The following is a 20,691-nucleotide window of genomic DNA, read 5'->3' on the forward strand; positions in this document are numbered from 1 at the left end:
AAAGTAGATAGTTTATTTGCTAATATTTTTAGTTTTATTGTGGTGATTCTTTTTAATTTCCTTGTCGGGTTAAGTATTGTGGGAATAAAAGGTTGAAATGGTTATATTGTAACCTGTTTAGTATTGTTATGTTTGATGAACTGGAAAAATATACCTTCAAAGGTAATTTCTTTTATCGCCCGACAGATAGCCTAGAAGAGGTTTGTAATGCACCTTCAAGTTATTATGGTGTTTTTCTTGTGTACGCATTAAGAAAAGGAAAAGTAGAGTTGATTTACATTGGAAAGAGCGGAGTGGAGTTGTTTGGAAATGCAAATACAGAAGGACATATATGTGATGGTTTAAGAGATAACCTGGTGGATGGGCTTCATTTTGATGAAACCAGCAGAAAAAATTGCTGGCCCGTACAAATGTTTATTGAGGATATAGAAGCTTTACATGTTCATTGGTATGTGACCTATGATGGCCAGTATAAGGACCGGCCAGGATATATAAAAATAAAGCTTCTACAGGTTTACCAGGGTATCTTTGGAAAAATACCGAGATGGAATTTTGGATCCGACCGAACCTGATTTTATTGTATCTGTCTATTTATCAGAGTGCTGAAAAGACTTTTTTGGAATCTGTTGAAAAATGTAAATACAAGCTGTTTTTTTAAGTGAAAATAAATGTAAAAAGCATTTTGACTTTTAAAAACAATCCCTATCTTTGCAGTCCTAAATAACTCCTAACTGCGGAAGTGGCGTAATTGGTAGCCGCACCAGACTTAGGATCTGGCGCTTCACGGCGTGGGGGTTCGAGTCCCTTCTTCCGCACATTAGAATTCCTCCGCAACACGGGGGAATTTTTATATAAAAGGATATTGGTAAAATATTTTGATTCAGAAAAATGAACATTACACAGGAAAAAATTAACGATTTAAACGCAGTCGTAAAAATTAAGATTGCACCTGAGGATTATACTGCAAAGGTGGAAAAAGCCATTAAGGATCAAGCGAAAAAAGCTAACCTTCCGGGTTTCCGTAAAGGGATGGTTCCTGCAGGCCACATCAAAAAAATGTATGGTAAAAGTATCCTGGTAGAAGAAATCAATAATCTTTTAGGCGAGACTTTAAATAAATACCTTACAGATGAGAAAGTAGAGATTCTTGGTCAGCCGCTTCCTGTAATGGACGATTCTAAAGAATTTAAGTGGGACAATACAGATGAGTTCGAATTTGATTACGAACTTGGATTGGCACCGGCCGTTGAAGTGAGCATTACTTCTAAAGATAAATTTACGGCATATGACGTAAAAGCCGATGAAGAAACCCTGGCAGCAAGGATCAAAAATATCCGCAGAAGCTATGGCAAAATGACAAACCCTGAAGTTTCGGCAGATGATGACGTTCTTTATGCCGAATTAGCACAACTTTCTCCGGATGGTTCAGTTTTTGAAGGTGGAATTAAACATACCGGTTCAATCCGTTTGGATCAGGTAAAAGATAAAAAGATTTTAAAGTCTTTAATCGGTTTAAAAAAAGAAGATGTAGTTGAACTTGATCTTCAGAAAGCTTTTGAAAAGAATGAGGCAATAATTGCTAAATTACTGAACATTAGCGAAGAGGATGCAAAAGAGCTGAATTCTAAGTTTCAGGTTACGGTTAAAAATGTAAACCGTTTGGAAGAAGCAGATTTAAACCAGGAGTTCTTTGATAAAATATTTGGTGAAGGTGTTGTAACAGACGAAGCCGGATTTAATGCTAAAATTACAGAAGAAGTAGAAGGAATGTTCAAGCAGGATGCAGACCGCAAACTGCAGAATGATATCTATACTAAACTGACAGAAAGTATTAAAATGGAATTGCCCGATGAGTTTTTACGTAAATGGTTAAAAGCAACCAACGAAAAACTTACTGATGCCGAACTTGCTGAAGGTTATGATGATTTTGCAAAAAACCTGAAGTGGACTTTAATTGAAAATAAATTAATTAAGGACAATAACATCGAAATTAAATATGAAGATGTTTTTCAAACGGCTAAACAACGTTTGGATGCCCAATTCAGAATGTATAGTCCTAGCCCTATGCCAGAAGATCAGTTGGCTCAGTATACGGCAACCTTCCTTAAAGAGAAAGACAATGCGAACCGTATCTTTGAAGAAGTTAAGGCCCTGAAAGTTTTTGATTATATTAAATCAGCAGCTACTATTGACCAAAAAGAAATAGCTTACAATAAATTTGTAGAATTGGCTTAATTCATGTTAGAAGAGCAATTCTAAATATACAGATATAAATAAGGCGGCTTTTTAAGGCCGCCTTATTTATATAAAAGCTATTCAAATTTTACAATACAATAATAAATTATCAACTTAGTTTTTTTACTATTGATAAAAGGTTATACATTAATAAAATTAAAATAGAAGAATAGTTCTTCATGAATTCCGAAAGGAGTTATAAATTTAAAATACCCTAAACATGAAAATAGATAAAGACGAATTTAGAAAATATGCAGTTAAGCATCACCGTATAAATGGTTTAAATGTGGATCGTTTTATCGGGCAAACCAATAATTCCCCAAAAAGCATGACACCTTATATTATTGAGGAACGTCAGTTGAATGTGGCTCAGATGGATGTGTTTTCCCGCTTAATGATGGACAGGATTATTTTTCTGGGTGATGCTATTTATGAAGGAAATGCCAATATTATACAAGCTCAATTGTTGTTCCTCCAATCTACAGATAACAACAGGGATATACAGATTTATATTAATTCTCCGGGGGGCTCTGTGTATGCAGGTTTAGGGATTTACGATACAATGCAGTATATTGCACCTGACGTTGCAACAATATGTACCGGTATGGCCGCTTCGATGGGAGCAGTTCTGCTGGTTGCAGGAGCTAAAGGTAAAAGGGCGGCTTTGAAGCACTCCAGGGTGATGATCCACCAACCTTCCGGTGGTGCTCAGGGTGTTGCCTCTGATATGGAAATCAATTTGAGGGAAATGCTTAAATTGAAAAAAGAATTATATGACATCATTTCCAGTCATTCAGGACAAACTTATGATTGGGTAGAGAAAGCCTCTGACCGTGATTACTGGATGACTTCTGAAGAAGCGAAAAGTTTTGGAATGATTGATGAGGTATTAGGTTCAAACAATAAAGCATAAAATGGCTAAACAAAATAAAGAATCCCGTTGCTCTTTTTGTGGTTCTGGCAAGCAGGATACATTGATGCTGATAGAAGGTCTTGATGCTTTTATTTGCGACAAATGTGTTGTTCAGGCCAACCAACTGCTCGTACAGGAGCTGGGCAGTAAGAAATCAAAGAGCCTGGATACTTCAATAACCTTGTTAAAGCCTTTAGAAATAAAACAGCACATAGATCTGTACGTAATTGGTCAGGATGATGCAAAAAAGGTACTTTCTGTTGCGGTTTATAACCATTATAAGCGGTTAAGCCAGAAAATCGACCAGGATGAGGTTGAAATTGAGAAGTCAAATATTATGCTGGTCGGAGAGACCGGAACTGGCAAAACACTTTTGGCAAAGACAATTGCAAAAATATTACATGTTCCTTTTTGTATTTGTGATGCTACAGTTTTAACAGAGGCAGGTTATGTTGGTGAAGATGTGGAAAGTATCCTAACCCGTTTACTGCAGGCGGCCGATTATGATGTGGCTTCTGCCGAACGTGGAATTGTTTACATCGATGAGGTTGATAAAGTTGCACGTAAAAGCGATAATCCTTCAATTACCAGGGATGTATCCGGAGAAGGTGTTCAGCAAGCGCTACTTAAGATCCTTGAAGGTACAGTGGTGAATGTCCCTCCTCAGGGCGGACGTAAGCATCCTGATCAGAAAATGATTCCTGTGAATACAAATAACATTTTATTTATTTGTGGAGGTGCATTTGACGGGATTGAACGTAAAATTGCAAATCGGTTGAGAACACAGGCGGTAGGTTATAAGGTAAAAAAGGATGATGTTGATCTGGACCTTAAAAATCTATACAAATACATCACTCCTCAAGATCTTAAATCTTTTGGTTTGATCCCTGAACTGATCGGACGTGTACCTGTTTTGACCCACCTGAATCCTTTGGATAAGGCTGCTTTGAGAAATATTTTAACTGAACCAAAAAATTCATTGTTGCGTCAATATGTAAAACTTTTTGAATTTGAAGGAGTAAAATTGGTTTTTGAAGATGAGGTCCTGGATTTTATTGTAGACAAAGCCATGGAATATAAGCTGGGAGCGAGGGGTTTAAGATCGATTTGTGAAGCAATTATGCTCGATGCGATGTTTGATATTCCTTCCGAACCAGGGGTGAAAGAACTTAATATTACACTGGGTTATGCGGTGGAAAAATTTGAAAAAGCGGACTTTAAAAAGCTAAAAGCTGCTTAAGAAATTAATCCCCGTTTTACGGGGATTTTTTTTTAACTTGTTATTTTTAGAAAGGGTTTACAAACCCTTTAAATTGAATGTTAATTAATAAATAAGGAGAAATATATGAACGAAGAAAAAGATGTAAAAAAAGCAGCAGATGCTGCAGGAAAAGAGAAAAAAGTAAAAGAAGTAGAATCTCCGGTTAAACCAGGTTTAAAATCCAAAGAAGATATCGTCAGGAACTGGTTGCCCAGGTATACCGGCCGCCCATTGGAAGAATTTGGTCAATATATCCTGCTGACAAATTTTAGCAAGTATTTGCAGATGTTTTCAGAATGGAATGATAATGCCCCTATAGTAGGACTCGATAAACCCATGCAAAGTGTGACGGCTAATGGAATTACGATCATCAATTTTGGTATGGGAAGTCCGCTTGCAGCCACTATGATGGACTTGCTTACTGCCATTATGCCTAAAGCCGTATTGTTTTTGGGTAAATGCGGAGGCTTAAAGAAGAAAAATCAGTTGGGTGACCTTATACTTCCGATTGCTGCAATAAGGGGAGAAGGAACGTCTAATGACTATTTACCAGCTGAAGTTCCGGCCTTGCCTGCTTTTGCGCTTCAAAAGGCAATTTCTACGACAATACGTGACCATTCCAGGGATTATTGGACGGGTACATGTTATACCACCAACAGAAGGGTTTGGGAACATGATAAAAATTTTAAAAAATATTTGAAGAGCCTGCGTGCAATGGCTGTTGATATGGAAACAGCTACAATTTTTACGACAGGTTTTGCCAATAAGATTCCGACAGGGGCTTTATTACTGGTTTCTGATCAGCCAATGATCCCTGAAGGTGTAAAGACAAGCGAGAGTGACAGCAATGTAACCAGTAATTATGTTGAGACACACTTGAAAATTGGAATTGATTCTTTGAAACAATTGATTAATAATGGATTGACGGTAAAACACCTGAAGTTCTAAACTCCATTAAAATCATACGGCTATGTTGTTCTTGGTTTACTTTTAATACAGGTCATCTGTGTTTTTTGGAAAATCAAATAACAACATGGTTCCGGTATGATAACTGACTTCCTCCCATTGATCTGTATTAAAATTAATGATCACGATGCCGGCCGTAGGAATATTGTAAATGTCTTCATCGCATAGGTAATTTGCAAAATCTGTAAAGCCTGGGTTGTGTCCAAACATTGCTATACGGTCAAAGTCATCATTATAATTGGTGACTACGTGGAGTAGTTCGGCTATACCAGCCTCATAAATGGAAGCTTCTGTTTGAATCTTTAAAGGAGCGTCCCATACATCTGCAAAATGTTTTGCCGTACTAATGGCCCTTACTGCTGGGCTGCTGACAAGCAATTGAGGCAAAACTCCTCTTTTAAGAATTTTTCTTGCCATATTTGGAGCATCCTTATTTCCTCTATGGTTTAATGGCCTGTCAAAATCACTCAAGACATCACTGTTTTTCCAGTCGGATTTTCCGTGTCTGATTAAAAATAACTGTTTCATCTGTTTGTACTTATTCTTTTGTCAGCTGGGTTCTTATATGTTATTAAATAATAAAACCTGGCTTTATCCATTTATAAAATCAACAATTATTCCCTCTGGTATGTTTTTCATACATTTAAAATGGCCAAGGGGACACTTTTCCAAACCAAATTTAGAACATGGTCTGCAGGAAAGCTCTACTCCTGCAATGAGTGACTCTGAAATCTGATAAGGTTGTACACCCAGAAGCTCGGGCGTAGTACCTCCCCATATGGATGCAAGGGGTTTATTGAATGCTTCTGATATATGAGTTAAGCCTGTATCAAAACCGATTACTTTGTACGCTTTGGAAACCAGAAAGACAGATTGGTCCAGATTAGTCGTCCCACAGGTGCTAAAAACATGAGCGCCAGTTTGCTTTTGTATAAATGCAGCGTTTTCCTGTACGTCACTTCCACCCAGCAAAACTATAGGGTGTTTGATGTTTTTACATATTTCAATAATTTTATCATTTGGGAGCCTTTTGGTAAAATGTGTAGCTCCAATAACAAAAGCCACAAATTTATTCCGGTGGGAAGGGGGTAAAAAATCTTCAAGTTTATAGTCTCCGGAGATGTAATAGTCAATTGGCTGAAGGTCATTTTTTATACCCAGAAATTTCACAGTATCCATATATCTGTCTACCAAATGTTCTGATGGGATTAATTTATGCCATTTGAATTTTAAAGCAAGCCATTTTCGGATTCTATCCTTTTTATAGGTTGAAGATGGAATGTTTAAGGAGGCTTTAATGATGGAGGTTCTCAGGTTGTTATGGAGATCTATAATTAGATCGAAATTTTGTTGTTTTATGGCCCTAATTGTATCTGAAAGTTTAGGGGACAGTAAGTGTAGTGCACTTAGGTAAGGGTTGTTTTTATAAATATATTGAAACGCTGGCTTAGTCAGGAAGTGGACCTCACAATCTGGTAGTTGCTTTTTCAAACATCTGATAACCGGGGTGGTGTAAATAATATCACCCATTGAACTGAATCTGATAACAAGAATTTTGGATGGTGTTTTCAAATGAAGGGTTTCCTGTTTTATAGAGCTGTCATTGTTTTTTTATCCTTAAAATAGTTGGAGATTTTTTCCAATGAAAAAGCATTAAGGCACTGTTCTTTTGTTAATCCACCTTTTCGGCCAATCAGAACCCCAAAACGCATGTCATAAAAGCCTTCTGTTCTGTGAGCATCCGGATTTATGGAAAGCAATACTCCTTTTTCGAGCGCATATCTGTGCCATCTCCAATCCAGGTCAAGACGAAGTGGGTTGGCATTAATTTCAATCACAACTTTATTTGCGGCACAAGCATCTATGACCTTCTTGTAGTCAATCGGATAGCCCTTTCGGCTTAATAGTAAACGACCAGTGGGATGTCCAAGAATAGTTGTATATGGATTTTCTATCGCTTTAAGTAGTCGGCTTGTTGCTTTTTGCTCTTCCATTCTAAGGTTACTGTGAACAGAGGCAACTACAAAATCAAAGCTCTTTAAGATCTCGTCACTGTAATCCAGTGAACCATCATTTAAAATATCACTTTCAATACCTTTAAAGATTTTAAAAGGGGCCAATTTTTGATTCAGAAGGTCAATTTCCTGATGTTGTGCATACACACGTTGTTCTTGGAGGCCATTGGCATAAAAGGCCGATTTGGAGTGGTCACATATACCTAAATAATCCAGGTTTAATTGATCTTTACAAAATAAAGCCATTTGTTCAAGGCTATGCACTCCATCACTCCAGGTGGAGTGATTGTGCAGGCTTCCCCGCAGGTCACTGTATTGAATCAATTCGGGGAGTTTGTTTGCTTTGGCCAGTTCAATTTCGTCTAAACCTTCGCGGAGTTCTGGCTCCACAAAGGCCAGACCTGCTTTCTGATAAATGGCCAGTTCACTTTTAAAGGGACCTTCTCCTGCCAGCCTTAGAACTTCCTTAACATGAATTTCGTTGCCCGTTTGTTTAAACCAGTTAAAGTAAAAATCATCTTTTTGGACAATGAGCAATTGTATATTTAAACCTTCCGGACTAAGGGCATGAAAAGTGTCCTCTGTTTGAACTTCAAATTGCAGTGGCAGGAACACCGGTATTTTTTCCAATACTTCCAATGGCTGGTCTGTGCCTATGATAAAAATGACTTCTTCGATGATTTCTACACATCGCCTGTAAGCACCTGCGATACCCAAAAGCGAATCGGCACTAACCTCATTAAGCCATAGGGAAAGATCTGCATAAATTTTGTTTACAGGGGCTTCTGCCTGCGCATACAAGAATTTCCCCTGCGCTGCCATCCTGAATTCAATCACTTTTTTTATTTCTTCCTGGGTTTTCAGACCAAAACCTTTGGCTTCAATCAAACGGTTTTCATTGCATGCATAATAGAGTTCCCCAATATTTTCAATACCCAGGTCTTTCCATATTACAGTGATTTTTTTCGGTCCTATGCCCTTAATGCCTAGCATCTCGACAATCCCGGGTGGAGTATTGTTGAGAAGTGTCTCTAACTCTGCCATACTACCATTGCCTAGCAATTCCATTACTTTTGCAGAAATGCTCTTACCCAATCCGTCGATTTTTTCAATTTCATCAAGGCTCTTGTCTGCAATGGCAAAAGGTAATTTATCTATTTTAAAAGCAGCATTCGCTACCGATTTTATTTTAAAGGGATTTTCGTTGTGCAGTTCCATGAGTTGGGAAAGCAAACGAAGACTGCGTGATATGGTTTTGTTTTCCATCAAGCGCTAAGTTAAAAAAAAAGCTTTGCTTTTTTTTGCTGCAATTGTCCCGAGGTATTTAGGGCGAAAAGAAAAAGGTCAATACCTAATCGATATTGACCCTTCAGCTTATTTTTTTGAAATTATAGATTACTGAACTTTTATCTCAAATGGCATACGGGCCTGCAAGCCGGAATTGATAATGGCTTTTTTCATTTGCTGATACAACATATAGTTTTCTCCAAACTCCTGTTTTGCATAGTAAACTTTGATTTTATCTGTCGTATTATCCAATAACGATTTTAAAGGATCAATTTTTTCAGGGTATTCTACAACGCGGTACTCTTTTAATTTTGCTTTTTTCCCTGCGGCGGTAATTGAATCGTTAAAGCTGCCCAAACGATCAGCTAAGCCATTTTTTACCGCATCGGTTCCTACCCAAACATGCCCTCCTCCAATAGAATTGATGTATTCTTTTGTTTTCTTACGGCCATCGGCTACCCGGGTGATAAAACTATCATAGACATGATTAACATCGTTTTGAATAATGAAACGTTCACCTGGGGTTAATGGACGGTTCACACTCATGATATCTGCATATTTTCCGGTTTTTACGCCGTCAAATGTGATTCCAAGTTTATTGTTGAGCAAATTCTGGAAATTTGGAATAATTCCAAAGACACCAATGGATCCGGTAATGGTATTGGGTTGAACAAAAATAGAATCTGCCGCACAACCGATATAGTATCCACCAGAAGCTGCAACATCTCCAAAGGAAGCCATTACCGGTTTTACCTTTTTACTGAGTACAATTTCTCTCCAGATCACATCTGAAGCCAGAGCGCTTCCACCACCTGAATTTACCCTTAGCACGATAGCCTTAATGCTGCTGTCTTCTCTTGCTTTTCTTATAGCCCTTGAAATTCTTTCAGATCCTATGGATTCGTCATTTCCTTCACCACCTACGATATCACCATTCGCATAAATCACAGCTATCTTAGCTTTTGCTGCAGGCTGGTCCTGATTGATGTTCTCGGCATAATCGTTGATACTTACTGTATTTATCTTGCTGTTTTTTTCAGTTCCGCTAAGGGTTTTAAGCTCATCCAATACTTCGTCTTTATAGCGAAGGGCATCTATCATTTTGTAATTGAGTGCATCTTTTGGAGTTTGAATTTTATAATCATTGGCGATGTTGAACAAACTATCTTTTGAAACATGTCTTGTTTGAGAAATGCCTTCCAGAAAAGTTGTGTATAAACCATTAAGATAAGCTGTAACCTGCAGACGGTTATAATCACTCATTTTATCGTTGATAAAAGGTTCAACTGCACTTTTAAAGTTTCCTACCCTGATAATTTGTGCTTCTACTCCAAGCTTTTCCAGGGCACCTTTAAAAAACATCAACTCAGAGCTGAATCCTTTAAATTCCAAAGCGCCCTGTGGGTTGAGGTACACTTTATCTGCTGCAGAAGCAACGTAATAAGCATCCTGTGTATAAACCTCGCTATAGGCAATAATTTGTTTTTTACTGGATTTGAAATCAATCAAAGCATCTCTGATTTCCTTTAATGTAGCTTTACCAGCAGAGGGAGAAGAGGTGCTTAAATAGATACATTTAATATTAGGGTCTGTTTTTGCCTTTTTAATTGCCCTGACCAAATCGGAAAAGCCAATACTTTTATCACTCGAACCAATAATTGGCAGATTTTCAAAACGTTTATTAGGCGTACGCTCCCGGATATTTTGATCCAGATTCAGATACAGGACACTGTTGCTATTAATAAGAACAGTTTTGTCCTCTGCAACAGAAGAGATGACAGCCGTAATAAGGACAATAAAAAATATGCAAATCAGGAACATGGAAAGTACAAATCCAACAACCGTAGCAAAAACATACTTAAAAAAATCTTTCATGTAGTATTAATAATATATATGTAAATATAGGAATCCTCTCTGAGCTTCGGTTTAAAAATTAATAAGCTCGAAGATGTTTCATAACTTTGATGTTAGTTAATTGACGCCTGATATGAATTTAGATGCTAAAATAGTTTATTTGTTACTGGGAAGTAATTTAGGTGAAAGAGAAGTTTTGATCCGGGAGGCCATTGATTTGATTGGTTTGCGGGTTGGCAAGGTTAAATTGGAATCTTCCCTATATGAGACTGCTGCATGGGGAAAACAGGACCAGCCAGGATTTTTAAATGTCGCTCTTGCAGTTGAAACTACACAGACAGCCTTGGAAGTTTTGGATGGTGTTTTGGCGATAGAAAAAGAACTTGGAAGAGTTAGGTTTGAAAAATGGGGCGCTCGTCTGATCGATATTGATGTGATTTTTTATGAAAATGAAATCATTGATATGGGAGAGAAGCTGCAGATTCCCCATCCTGATATGCATCTTCGGAAATTTGTATTGGTTCCCCTCGCTGAAATTGCTCCGCAAACACAGCATCCCGTTTTGCGGAAAACTATAACAGAAATTTTAGAAAGTTTGAGTGATGATTTAGCAGTATTGAAGGTATAATTTTATTAGTTTTGTTTAATGATCGATGTAGAAAAAAATAATTTACCCCTTGACCTGTCTTATTTAAGAGAGATGTCTGGAGATAGTGCTGAATTTATTATTGAGATGATCGATATGTTTAAACAGCAGACACCGTTATATATGGCTGACCTGGAACAGGCTGTGAAGCAGCAGGACTGGGTTAAAGTGTCTGGTTTTGCACATAAAATTAAGCCAACATTTACCTATGTTGGCAGAAATGATGCGAAGGACCATATGCAGGCAATGGAACACAATGCTCGTGACCTGAAAGATCTGGACCGGATCCCATCGGCGTTTGAAGAGGTGAAAAATTTAGTTGAGGTACTTTACCATCAACTGGACCAGGCAAAAGCTAATCTGGAAAAAGAGCTATAAAGTTAGTTCTAAAGGAAATCAGATTGGACTGCGCCTGAAGTGCAGGATAGAGGAAAGTATATATATAATCAGTACAAAAGGTATTGCTGCAAATTTTAGACAAATAATCAGCAGTGCAGATAAGATTAAAAAGATAAATTTGATCTTATTGTCTTTCCAGTTTAAAGTGGAAAATTTAAGGGAGAATATTTTTATTTCGCTGATCAGCAGCCAACTCATGATCATGGTCAATCCAATCAAGACAAGGGTGGAGCCAATCAGCTCCGGGTGGTCTTGATGAATAAAAGGCAGGGAGACGATAAAAAGTGTATTCATTGGTGTATTTAGTCCAATAAAATCCTCTGTCTGTCTGGTGTCAATGTTAAATTTAGCAAGTCTTAGGGCAGAAAATATAGTAATCAGAAAACCTATATAAGGCAGATAAGGAGCGGAATAATCGCTTTGTGCCAGCAACTGGAACATCACAACCCCTGGTAAAAAACCAAAACTTACCATATCAGCCAATGAATCAAGTTCTTTTCCTATGGTAGATTTTACGTTTAGCAGGCGTGCTGAAAATCCATCAAAAAAATCAAATATTCCTGATATTAAAACTGCGTAGGCAGTAATGTTAAAATCCCCTTTAAAAGCAAAAACAATTCCGACACATCCAGACAAGAGGTTGGCGCATGTTAATGCATTAGGAAGGTGTTTTTTCATGGAACTGTTTATGGCTTATTATAGTTAAACGTACATAAGCCTGGCTCTATTGCAGCCTCTGAACTTATGTACGTTATACGGAAGTTATTTTTATTTTAAATTAAAGATTAACTGTTCATAGAGATCAGGAATTCCTCATTTGACTTGGTGCCTTTTATTTGGGCTTGTACAAATTCCATTGCTTCCTGAGCATTCATGTCAGCTAAGTGATTTCTCAAGATCCAAACACGTTGCAAGGTATCCCTGTCATGTAAAAGATCATCTCTTCTGGTACTGGAAGCGGTAATATCAATTGCAGGGAAAATACGTTTATTGGAAAGTTTACGATCCAATTGCAGTTCCATATTACCAGTACCTTTAAATTCTTCAAAGATTACCTCATCCATTTTAGATCCGGTATCGGTAAGGGCAGTAGCTAAAATAGTTAATGAACCCCCTCTTTCTATATTACGGGCAGCACCGAAGAAACGTTTAGGTTTGTGAAGCGCATTTGCATCTACACCACCGGATAGAATTTTACCGGAAGCAGGAGCTGTTGTATTATAAGCTCTTGCCAGTCTTGTTATAGAATCCAGGAGGATGACAACATCGTGTCCGCATTCTACCAGTCGTTTGGCCTTATCTAAAACAATATTTGCAATTTTAACATGTCTCTCGGCAGGCTCATCAAATGTAGAAGCAATGACTTCGGCCCTTACACTTCTGGCCATATCAGTAACCTCTTCAGGTCTTTCATCAATTAAAAGAATAATCAGATAAACCTCGGGGTGATTGTTGGCTATTGCATTGGCTACCTCTTTCAGGAGATTGGTTTTACCCGTTTTTGGTTGTGCAACAATTAAGCCCCTTTGACCTTTTCCTATTGGGGTAAAAAGATCAATAATCCTTGTTGAATAATTATTTGTATCTGTAAAAAGATTCAATCTTTCTGTTGGAAACAGCGGAGTCAGGTAATCGAAAGGAACACGGTCTCTGACATCAGCAGGTAAACGGCCATTGATGGTTTCTACCCTAACCAGTGGAAAGTATTTTTCACCTTCTTTTGGGGGACGTATACTTCCTTTAACAGTATCTCCGGTTTTCAGACCAAAAAGTTTAATCTGTGATTGGGACACATAAATATCGTCGGGTGAGGAGAGATAATTATAATCGGCTGATCTTAAAAAACCATAACCATCAGGCATGATTTCCAGAACACCTTCATTCGTGATCGTATTGTCAAAATCAAGGTTGGAATAGCTGTTCTCTACCTGTTGTTTATTGTTGTTATTATTATTGTTGTTGTTGTTTTGATTTTTTTGCCTGTTGTCTTCTCTTACAGGTTTAGTTCTTTTTTGCTCCGGATTGTTCTGGGCAGGAGTGGATATAATTGTATCTGCATTTTTTTTATTTCCCTCCTGCGGATTTGCAACCGGTTTTGCAATAGGCTGTTCATTGCTGATTTCTTCTGAAGGAACTTCAGGAAGGTCCTCTATTGGCTCTGCTGAAGGTGTATCAAACAAAGTAACTTTATTCAGAACAGGTTCTTTTTCGTCTTTTGAGATGCGTGTACGTTTTCTTGCAGGTTTTTCAATTGAATTCCCTGGATTTGCTTTGGATAATTTTGGTTTGGCAACTTTTTCTGATACGGTTTCAGTTTCTGTGTCTGCTGAAATAGGCAACCCTTCCTGCGCGGTGATCTGGGCCATGATTTCAACCAGTTCGGCTTTACGCAACTCATCAGCATTTAGAATACCCTGAGCTTTTGCCAGCTCACGCAATTCAGCAGTGAGTTTTTCATTTAATTCTGTTTTATTAAACATTATGTAGTTGTAGAGAATTTTTTATTAAAAGTATTATCAAGTGAGCAACGCAAAAAATGCAACTGTAAGTATTATTTTGAAACAAAACGTTGAGATTTTCTGGAATGATCAGATAACTTTTAGAGAATTATGTTGCAATTGTATGTATTTGAAAATTAATCTCCAAGAAAAAATGTAAAATGTTAAAAATAAATTTGCCGGAATGTTTAAAAATACAAGTTATATTACCTGTTTAAAATTGACATATTTGCAGTAAAATATGGCCAAATGAATGCAACGCAACTTTTTGAAGAAATAAAAAAGAAGAAATCTTTTCTATGTGTAGGATTGGATACTGTACTGGAGCAAGTTCCTGAGCACCTGCTGAAATATAAGGACCCGGTCCTGGAATTTAATAAACAAATTATAGATGCAACTAAGGATTTATGCGTTGCGTATAAGCCTAACACTGCTTTTTATGAGGCCCGGGGAATTAAAGGATGGCAGAGTTTAATAGATACCTGGAAATATATTCCAGAAGATGTTTTTACTATAGCAGATGCAAAAAGAGGGGATATTGGAAATACTTCAGCGATGTATGCGGATGCTTTTTTTAATTTGGAGAAGTCAGAGATGAGTTTTGATGCCGTAACAGTTGCTCCATATATGGGTAAAGATTCAGTGGGTCCTTTTTTACAATACAAAGACAAATGGGTTATTCTTTTGGCCCTGACTTCCAATCCTTCGCATGAAGATTTTCAAACCCTGGAAGGGAGTTCAGGGAAATTGTATGAAGAGGTAATCAGGGTTTCCGCTCAATGGGCAGATAATGACCAGTTAATGTATGTTGTTGGGGCAACCAGAGGAAAGGAATTTGAGCATATTCGGAAACTGGCCCCAGATAATTTTTTGCTGGTTCCCGGAGTAGGTGCCCAGGGAGGCTCACTAGCCGAAGTATGTGAATATGGACTGAATACGCAGTGCGGATTACTGGTTAACTCTTCCAGAGGAATTATTTATGCATCGAAAGGACTTGATTTTGCAGAAAAGGCGCGGGAAGAAGCACTGAAACTCCAGAAAGAGATGGAACATATTCTGAAAAACAAGGGACTAATTTGATCCATGGTAGACTTGTTTTGGATTTAGAAATAAATACGATTTAACGATTTTGGTGCGTTTAGGTATAAACAGATCAAATACATATGTTTATATTCTGTTGTAATCAAAAAAAATGTTTAAATTGTTAAACGTAATAAAAAATACTAGAAAAAGATGTTTCAACGAATAGTTACCTTTTTTGAAAAACGAAGTTTTGGTGTATGTACTTATCTGGCTGATAAGTTAAATATGTCGATAAGTAAAATCCGGCTGTTTTTTATTTATTCTTCTTTTTTGGCGGTAGGCTTTCCCATCGTATTTTATATACTTGCTGCATTGGTTTTAGATGTAAGGCATTATATCAAAAAAATCAGATTGAGCATCTGGGATATTTAACAACCCAATTAAAAAGACAAGATGAAATATATCGGTTATTGAAATGCTGCAATCACGGCACATATAACTATATGTTTTATATTTGTTGATTATTAAGACGAACAAAGTAAAATGGCGCTAAGGGGAAATCAATTTAAATCTAATTCATTCAAAAACGAATCCGGGGAAAAGCAAACAACAAAACCTGCTGGGAAACAACCAAGGGAAAGATTTGAGCGGATGCCTCGATTTGATTTACAAGACGGAAGGTTTATTAAAATTTTAGGACTTTTTTTTGTTGTTCTATCCCTCTATTTTCTAATCGCATTTACCTCATACCTATTTACCTGGCAAGATGATTATAGTTATGTCATTGATGCGAATGGTGGCTGGCACAATCTTTTTAAGACCTTTGATGAGTTAAAAGCTTTAAACATTACTCCGGTTGTTCAGAACTGGTTGGGTAAGTTTGGTGCCTTACTGGCCCATCAATTTATATATGAATGGTTTGGACTTGCCTCTTTTCTGTTTGCTTTTGTGTTTTTTGTAGTGGGATACCGCTTACTGTTTAAAGTCAGAATTTTTCCTTTGGAAAAAACACTGGGTTATAGTCTGTTTTTTTTGTTGTTCATTTCATTGACCTTAGGCTTTGCCCATTCCTTTATGAAAGATGCCCCTCATTATATTGAAGGAGAATTTGGTTACTGGACAAACCGGTTATTGGTTGCGCAGATAGGTGTAGCAGGTGTAGGGGGCTTGATTACCTTTTTAGCACTGACGATTCTGATCGTGGCTTATAATATTGATTTTAAACTACCAGAACGGAAAAAAGAAATTTTACCGGATGTCCCTGAACATGTGGAATTGGAAAATGAGGTTCGTTCAGAACCCGTAGAATTTCCTGTAAATGACAGGTATGATTCTGAGCGAAAGCGGGAGCAAAATGTGGTGATAAGCCCTAACCGTTTTGAAGATAGAAAGAAAGAAGAACCCACCCCTCCTCCAGTTTCGGAGCCGGTTTCTATTTTGAGCAATACACCAATTGTACTTTCTCCAACTGTTCCCCTGACCGGTGCACTTCAGCCGAGTCCTTCTTTTACTATTGAAGAAAAAGAAGAAGAAAAGCAGGAGCCCGAACTGACGATTGAAAAAACGGAGGAGGAAAAGAAATCTGAGGAGCTGGTGGAGCAGTTTGGTAATTACGACCCCACACTTGACCTGGCAAGTTATAAATATCCGCATCTTGATTTACTGGAAAATTATGGTTCGAATAAAATTTCCGTAAATGCGGAGGAACTGGAAGCAAATAAAAACAAAATTGTAGAGACCCTGAATCACTATAATATAGAAATTGATAAAATTAAAGCAACAATAGGGCCTACAGTTACTTTGTATGAAATTATACCCGCGCCTGGTGTCCGTATTTCCAAAATCAAAAATCTGGAAGACGATATTGCCCTGAGCCTTGCAGCTTTGGGCATCAGGATTATTGCACCTATGCCAGGGAAGGGGACCATTGGTATAGAAGTTCCGAACATGCATCCGGAAATGGTTTCTATGAGAAGCATATTGGCTACAGAGAAATTCCAGCAAACAGCTATGGATTTGCCAATTGCAATGGGCAAGACAATCTCCAATGAGGTTTATATTGGTGACCTTTCAAAAATGCCGCATTTACTGGTGGCAGGGGCAACGGGGCAGGGAAAATCCGTTGGTATCAATTCGATACTGGTTTCTCTTTTGTATAAAAAACACCCTTCACAATTGAAATTTGTACTTGTAGATCCTAAAAAGGTTGAATTAACACTTTTTAATAAAATTGAAAGGCACTTTCTGGCGAAACTTCCCGGTGAAGCTGATGCCATTATTACTGATACAAAAAAGGTGATCAATACGCTTAATTCCCTGTGTATTGAAATGGATCAGCGTTATGATCTGCTTAAAGATGCACAGGTAAGAAATCTTAAAGAATATAATGAAAAGTTTATAAAACGGAGGCTCAACCCAAATAATTTGCACCGCTTTTTACCTTATATTGTATTAATCGTTGATGAATTTGCCGATCTGATGATGACTGCTGGTAAAGAAGTGGAAACACCTATAGCCAGGCTGGCACAATTGGCAAGGGCGGTTGGTATTCATTTGGTATTGGCTACCCAGCGGCCTTCTGTAAATATCATTACTGGTACAATTAAAGCAAATTTCCCTGCAAGGCTAGCGTTCCGCGTGCTTTCTAAAATAGACTCAAGGACAATTCTGGATTCAGGTGGTGCAGACCAACTGATCGGAAGAGGGGATATGCTTCTATCTACAGGAAATGACCTGATCAGGTTACAATGCGCTTTTGTGGATACACCTGAGGTAGACCGTATCTCTGAGTTTATAGGAAATCAAAGGGGTTATCCGGAAGCTTACCAGCTTCCCGAATATATTGATGAAGCTGCGGAAAATGCCAAAATGGATTTTGATGCTTCGGACAGGGATTCTATGTTTGAAGATGCGGCAAGGTTAATAGTTATGCACCAGCAGGGTTCTACCTCTTTAATACAGCGTAAGCTTAAACTGGGTTATAACAGGGCGGGCAGAATCATTGATCAGCTGGAAGCTGCAGGAGTAGTTGGACCTTTTGAAGGCAGCAAAGCCCGGGAAGTTTTAATTCCTGATGAATATGCTTTGGAACAGTTTCTGGATAATCTCAATAATGAATAAAATAAATGAAGTTCTGATAGGAGTAAAGACAATGAATAAAATTATCCTCTTGTTTTTTGTATTGACTAGTGTCCGTTTTGGTGCCTTTGCACAGAATGATGCAAAAGCTGCAGTTATTTTAGCTGAAGTAAGTAAAAAATATAAGTCGTATGGCATTGTCAAAGCAGAGTTTATATTCACACTTGACAATCCGGAGGCCAAAGTAAAAGAAAGCCAGAAAGGAGTTTTGTATGTAAAGGCCGGTGAAAATAAGTACCGGATGATCATGCCGGATAAAGAATTGGTTAGTGATGGAAAAAGTCAGTGGAGCTATTCAAAAGAAGATAAGGAAGTACAGATCTCGAATCTGGATAAGAGTAATGATGCGCTGAACCCGGCAAAGATATTTACCATATACGAGAAAGGATTTAAATATATTTATACGGGTGAAACAAAAATTGGCAACAAAGTTTATCAAATGATCGATTTATCTCCCCTGGATACAAAAAAGCCTTATTTTAAAGTAAGACTGGGAATTGATAAGCTGGCCAAGCAAATTTCCAGTGCTTTGATTTTTGATAAAAACGGGAACAAGTACAGTTATAAGATCAATACCTTTAGCCCCGATGCGAAAGTCCCGGAAAGTACGTTTTCTTTTGATGCAAAAAAATTCCCTGGCGTAGAAGTTGTGGATCTTAGATAATACCCTTTATTAACTGGAGAACATCACCTTAATCTTTTGAAATTTTGAAACTTACATTTTTAGGGACCGGAACCTCTCAGGGAATTCCGGTCATAGGCTGCAGTTGCGAAATCTGTACTTCCAGTGATCCAAGAAATAAGCGCCTGAGAACATCTATGCTTGTAGAAACGGCTGATAAAACAGTTGTAATAGATAGTGGGCCGGATTTTCGCTATCAAATGCTGAGGGCAGGGGTAAAAGATCTTGATGCTATTGTTTTTACTCATGAACACAAGGACCATATTGCAGGGCTTGATGACATCCGTCCATTTAATTACCTATTGAAAAAAAACATCGATATCTATGCGGATCACAGGGTGGAACATGCTCTTAGAAGAGAATTTTCTTATATATTTTCAGATGTAACCTATCCTGGCCTTCCACAAATTAATCTGCATGAAATTTCCGGTATGCCCTTTCAAATTGGAGAAACCACCTTTATTCCGATTGAGGTGATGCATTATAAACTTCCGATTTTTGGTTTCAGGATTCATGATTTTACCTATATCACCGATGCAAAAACAATCTCTGATGCTGCTGTTGAAAAAATAAAAGGAAGTAAAATATTAGTCGTCAATGCCTTGCAAGTGTCTGAGCATATTTCGCATTTTACTTTAGAGGAAGCTGTGGAATTTGCCGAAAGGGTAAATGCTGAGATGACTTATTTAACGCACATCAGTCATAACCTGGGTTTACACCAGGAAGTAGAAAAGGCATTGCCGGCTCACATCCGGCTGGCCTATGATGGTTTAACACTTACCTTATAAATTTTTAAAATATCTGTATGGATTTTAATGATTAAATCTATCTTTGCACTAAATACCCAGGTGGCGAAATTGGTAGACGTACCATCTTGAGGGGGTGGCGCTCGTAAGGGCATGGCAGTTCGAATCTGCTCCTGGGTACTGACCGGAATTGAATTATCAATTTCGGTTTTTTTATGTTCTGCTTTACAGGTCTTTAAAGACCTTGTCCTTTCTTTGGTCGCTTAAAACTATCTTTCTGTCTATACTGCATCTTAAAGCAGGCAAACCAGGCTGTAACTTTGACTCAGGAAATCATAAAATACCTATTAAAATTATTTATTATGAGAAATCTAAAAACAATACTGACGATAATAGTGCTTTTGTTTAGTGTATCATCTGGCTACCCTCAATCAGAGTTAATGAAAGATCCCGTCAGCTTCAAACTTAAGAATGGCATGAATGTAATTGTTGCTGAAAACCTGGGGACACCAAAGGTTTATGTCCAGATGAGCTTTGAAGCAACAAATTTTTACAATGCCGCGAAAGTCGCCGCTGTCAGGGAAGTTTTCAACGCCTTATTCAATCAGCAGTTAAATGCCCTTGATGCCAGATTAAGCTATAATGAAAGGGGCATTAACCTAGTCAGTTCTGGTGCTAGTTTTGAAAATGGTCTCCGGTCATTGTTTGCTGGTCTCAATATGCCGGCTTTTACACAAAAGGCTTTGGACCAGGCAAAGGCTATAATCCTTGGACATTTAAACACCCGTGATGTTTATTTACCAGCTGAAATTAACAAAGTTAGTTTGGCTAAAATAAGCCTTGATGAGGTAAATGCTTATTATAATGAAATTAAGGCCCCTGCACAAATTTATCTGACCATCGCCGGTAATATTGCTTTATCGGGAGCCAAAAGCCTGGTAAAAAGTATGACGGAAGAGAATATGCGGAAGCAGGACAGGAATAAAGCATATTTGGTTTCCAGTGAATTGTAAATGGGTTTGTTTCAA

19 protein-coding genes and 2 tRNA genes are annotated in these 20,691 nt (G+C 37.8%); 15 read left to right on the forward strand and 6 right to left on the reverse strand.

Annotated features, from left to right (window positions below):
* Window positions 1–92: 92 nt before the first annotated feature.
* The 6 genes from B0O44_RS19425 (at window position 93) to B0O44_RS19450 (ending at window position 5,357) form a co-directional block, all read left to right on the forward strand.
* Window positions 93–572 (forward strand): hypothetical protein, encoded by a 480-nt coding sequence (locus tag B0O44_RS19425; RefSeq protein ID WP_146229873.1) that lies wholly within the window; start codon window positions 93–95, stop codon window positions 570–572.
* A gap of 161 nt (window positions 573–733) precedes the next feature.
* A tRNA-Leu gene (locus B0O44_RS19430) sits at window positions 734–815 on the forward strand.
* 73 nt (window positions 816–888) lie between these two features.
* Window positions 889–2,235: a trigger factor gene (gene tig, locus B0O44_RS19435; protein ID WP_110833764.1), complete on the forward strand. Its 1,347-nt coding sequence runs from the start codon at window positions 889–891 to the stop codon at window positions 2,233–2,235.
* A gap of 220 nt (window positions 2,236–2,455) precedes the next feature.
* Window positions 2,456–3,148 (forward strand): ATP-dependent Clp endopeptidase proteolytic subunit ClpP, encoded by a 693-nt coding sequence (clpP, locus tag B0O44_RS19440; protein WP_110833765.1) that lies wholly within the window; start codon window positions 2,456–2,458, stop codon window positions 3,146–3,148.
* Window position 3,149: 1 nt separating this feature from the next.
* Window positions 3,150–4,388: an ATP-dependent Clp protease ATP-binding subunit ClpX gene (clpX, locus tag B0O44_RS19445; protein ID WP_110833766.1), complete on the forward strand. Its 1,239-nt coding sequence runs from the start codon at window positions 3,150–3,152 to the stop codon at window positions 4,386–4,388.
* 105 nt (window positions 4,389–4,493) lie between these two features.
* Window positions 4,494–5,357 (forward strand): AMP nucleosidase, encoded by an 864-nt coding sequence (locus B0O44_RS19450; RefSeq protein WP_211321415.1) that lies wholly within the window; start codon window positions 4,494–4,496, stop codon window positions 5,355–5,357.
* 42 nt (window positions 5,358–5,399) lie between these two features.
* Here B0O44_RS19450 and B0O44_RS19455 read toward each other — a convergent pair whose 3' ends face one another.
* The 4 genes from B0O44_RS19455 to sppA all read right to left on the reverse strand — a co-directional run bounded on the left by B0O44_RS19455 (window position 5,400) and on the right by sppA (window position 10,552).
* Complete coding sequence (locus B0O44_RS19455) at window positions 5,400–5,903, reverse strand: SixA phosphatase family protein (RefSeq protein ID WP_110833767.1); 504 nt, start codon at window positions 5,901–5,903, stop codon at window positions 5,400–5,402.
* 63 nt (window positions 5,904–5,966) lie between these two features.
* Window positions 5,967–6,866, reverse strand: coding sequence for a glycosyltransferase family 9 protein (locus B0O44_RS19460; protein ID WP_245943729.1), 900 nt, complete (start codon window positions 6,864–6,866; stop codon window positions 5,967–5,969).
* 98 nt (window positions 6,867–6,964) lie between these two features.
* A complete protein-coding gene (locus B0O44_RS19465) occupies window positions 6,965–8,656 on the reverse strand; it encodes a DNA polymerase/3'-5' exonuclease PolX (RefSeq protein ID WP_110833769.1) in 1,692 nt (563 codons plus the stop codon).
* A gap of 129 nt (window positions 8,657–8,785) precedes the next feature.
* Window positions 8,786–10,552 carry a signal peptide peptidase SppA gene (gene sppA / locus B0O44_RS19470; protein WP_110833770.1) on the reverse strand — a complete coding sequence of 589 codons (1,767 nt, stop codon included), beginning with the start codon at window positions 10,550–10,552 and terminating at the stop codon, window positions 8,786–8,788.
* A 112-nt stretch (window positions 10,553–10,664) separates the two neighbouring features.
* Here sppA and folK point away from each other — a divergent pair, with 112 nt between their 5' ends.
* On the forward strand, window positions 10,665–11,159 hold the full coding sequence (gene folK, locus B0O44_RS19475) for a 2-amino-4-hydroxy-6-hydroxymethyldihydropteridine diphosphokinase (RefSeq protein WP_110833771.1): 495 nt from the start codon (window positions 10,665–10,667) through the stop codon (window positions 11,157–11,159).
* Window positions 11,160–11,177: 18 nt separating this feature from the next.
* A complete protein-coding gene (locus tag B0O44_RS19480) occupies window positions 11,178–11,555 on the forward strand; it encodes an Hpt domain-containing protein (protein ID WP_110833772.1) in 378 nt (125 codons plus the stop codon).
* 18 nt (window positions 11,556–11,573) lie between these two features.
* Here B0O44_RS19480 and pssA read toward each other — a convergent pair whose 3' ends face one another.
* A complete protein-coding gene (gene pssA, locus B0O44_RS19485) occupies window positions 11,574–12,254 on the reverse strand; it encodes a CDP-diacylglycerol--serine O-phosphatidyltransferase (RefSeq protein WP_110833773.1) in 681 nt (226 codons plus the stop codon).
* 107 nt (window positions 12,255–12,361) lie between these two features.
* Entirely contained in the window at window positions 12,362–14,056 is a 1,695-nt protein-coding gene (gene rho, locus B0O44_RS19490; protein ID WP_110833774.1) for a transcription termination factor Rho, read from the reverse strand.
* A gap of 267 nt (window positions 14,057–14,323) precedes the next feature.
* Here rho and pyrF point away from each other — a divergent pair, with 267 nt between their 5' ends.
* The 7 genes from pyrF to B0O44_RS19525 all read left to right on the forward strand — a co-directional run bounded on the left by pyrF (window position 14,324) and on the right by B0O44_RS19525 (window position 20,676).
* Complete coding sequence (gene pyrF / locus B0O44_RS19495; RefSeq protein ID WP_110833775.1) at window positions 14,324–15,154, forward strand: orotidine-5'-phosphate decarboxylase; 831 nt, start codon at window positions 14,324–14,326, stop codon at window positions 15,152–15,154.
* A gap of 153 nt (window positions 15,155–15,307) precedes the next feature.
* Complete coding sequence (locus B0O44_RS25245) at window positions 15,308–15,529, forward strand: PspC domain-containing protein (protein WP_110833776.1); 222 nt, start codon at window positions 15,308–15,310, stop codon at window positions 15,527–15,529.
* 111 nt (window positions 15,530–15,640) lie between these two features.
* The gene (locus B0O44_RS19505) at window positions 15,641–18,217 is read left to right on the forward strand and encodes an FtsK/SpoIIIE family DNA translocase (protein ID WP_110833777.1); all 2,577 of its coding nucleotides are present in this window, start codon (window positions 15,641–15,643) and stop codon (window positions 18,215–18,217) included.
* A gap of 31 nt (window positions 18,218–18,248) precedes the next feature.
* Window positions 18,249–18,899 (forward strand): LolA family protein, encoded by a 651-nt coding sequence (locus tag B0O44_RS19510; protein ID WP_110833801.1) that lies wholly within the window; start codon window positions 18,249–18,251, stop codon window positions 18,897–18,899.
* A 44-nt stretch (window positions 18,900–18,943) separates the two neighbouring features.
* A complete protein-coding gene (locus B0O44_RS19515; protein ID WP_110833778.1) occupies window positions 18,944–19,705 on the forward strand; it encodes an MBL fold metallo-hydrolase in 762 nt (253 codons plus the stop codon).
* A 54-nt stretch (window positions 19,706–19,759) separates the two neighbouring features.
* Window positions 19,760–19,843, forward strand: a tRNA-Leu gene (locus B0O44_RS19520).
* Window positions 19,844–20,103: 260 nt separating this feature from the next.
* Complete coding sequence (locus tag B0O44_RS19525; protein ID WP_110833779.1) at window positions 20,104–20,676, forward strand: peptidase M16 family protein; 573 nt, start codon at window positions 20,104–20,106, stop codon at window positions 20,674–20,676.
* The last annotated feature ends 15 nt before the right edge of the window (window positions 20,677–20,691 follow it).

The sequence above is a fragment of the Pedobacter nutrimenti genome (assembly GCF_003208655.1).
Lineage (GTDB): Bacteria > Bacteroidota > Bacteroidia > Sphingobacteriales > Sphingobacteriaceae > Pedobacter > Pedobacter nutrimenti.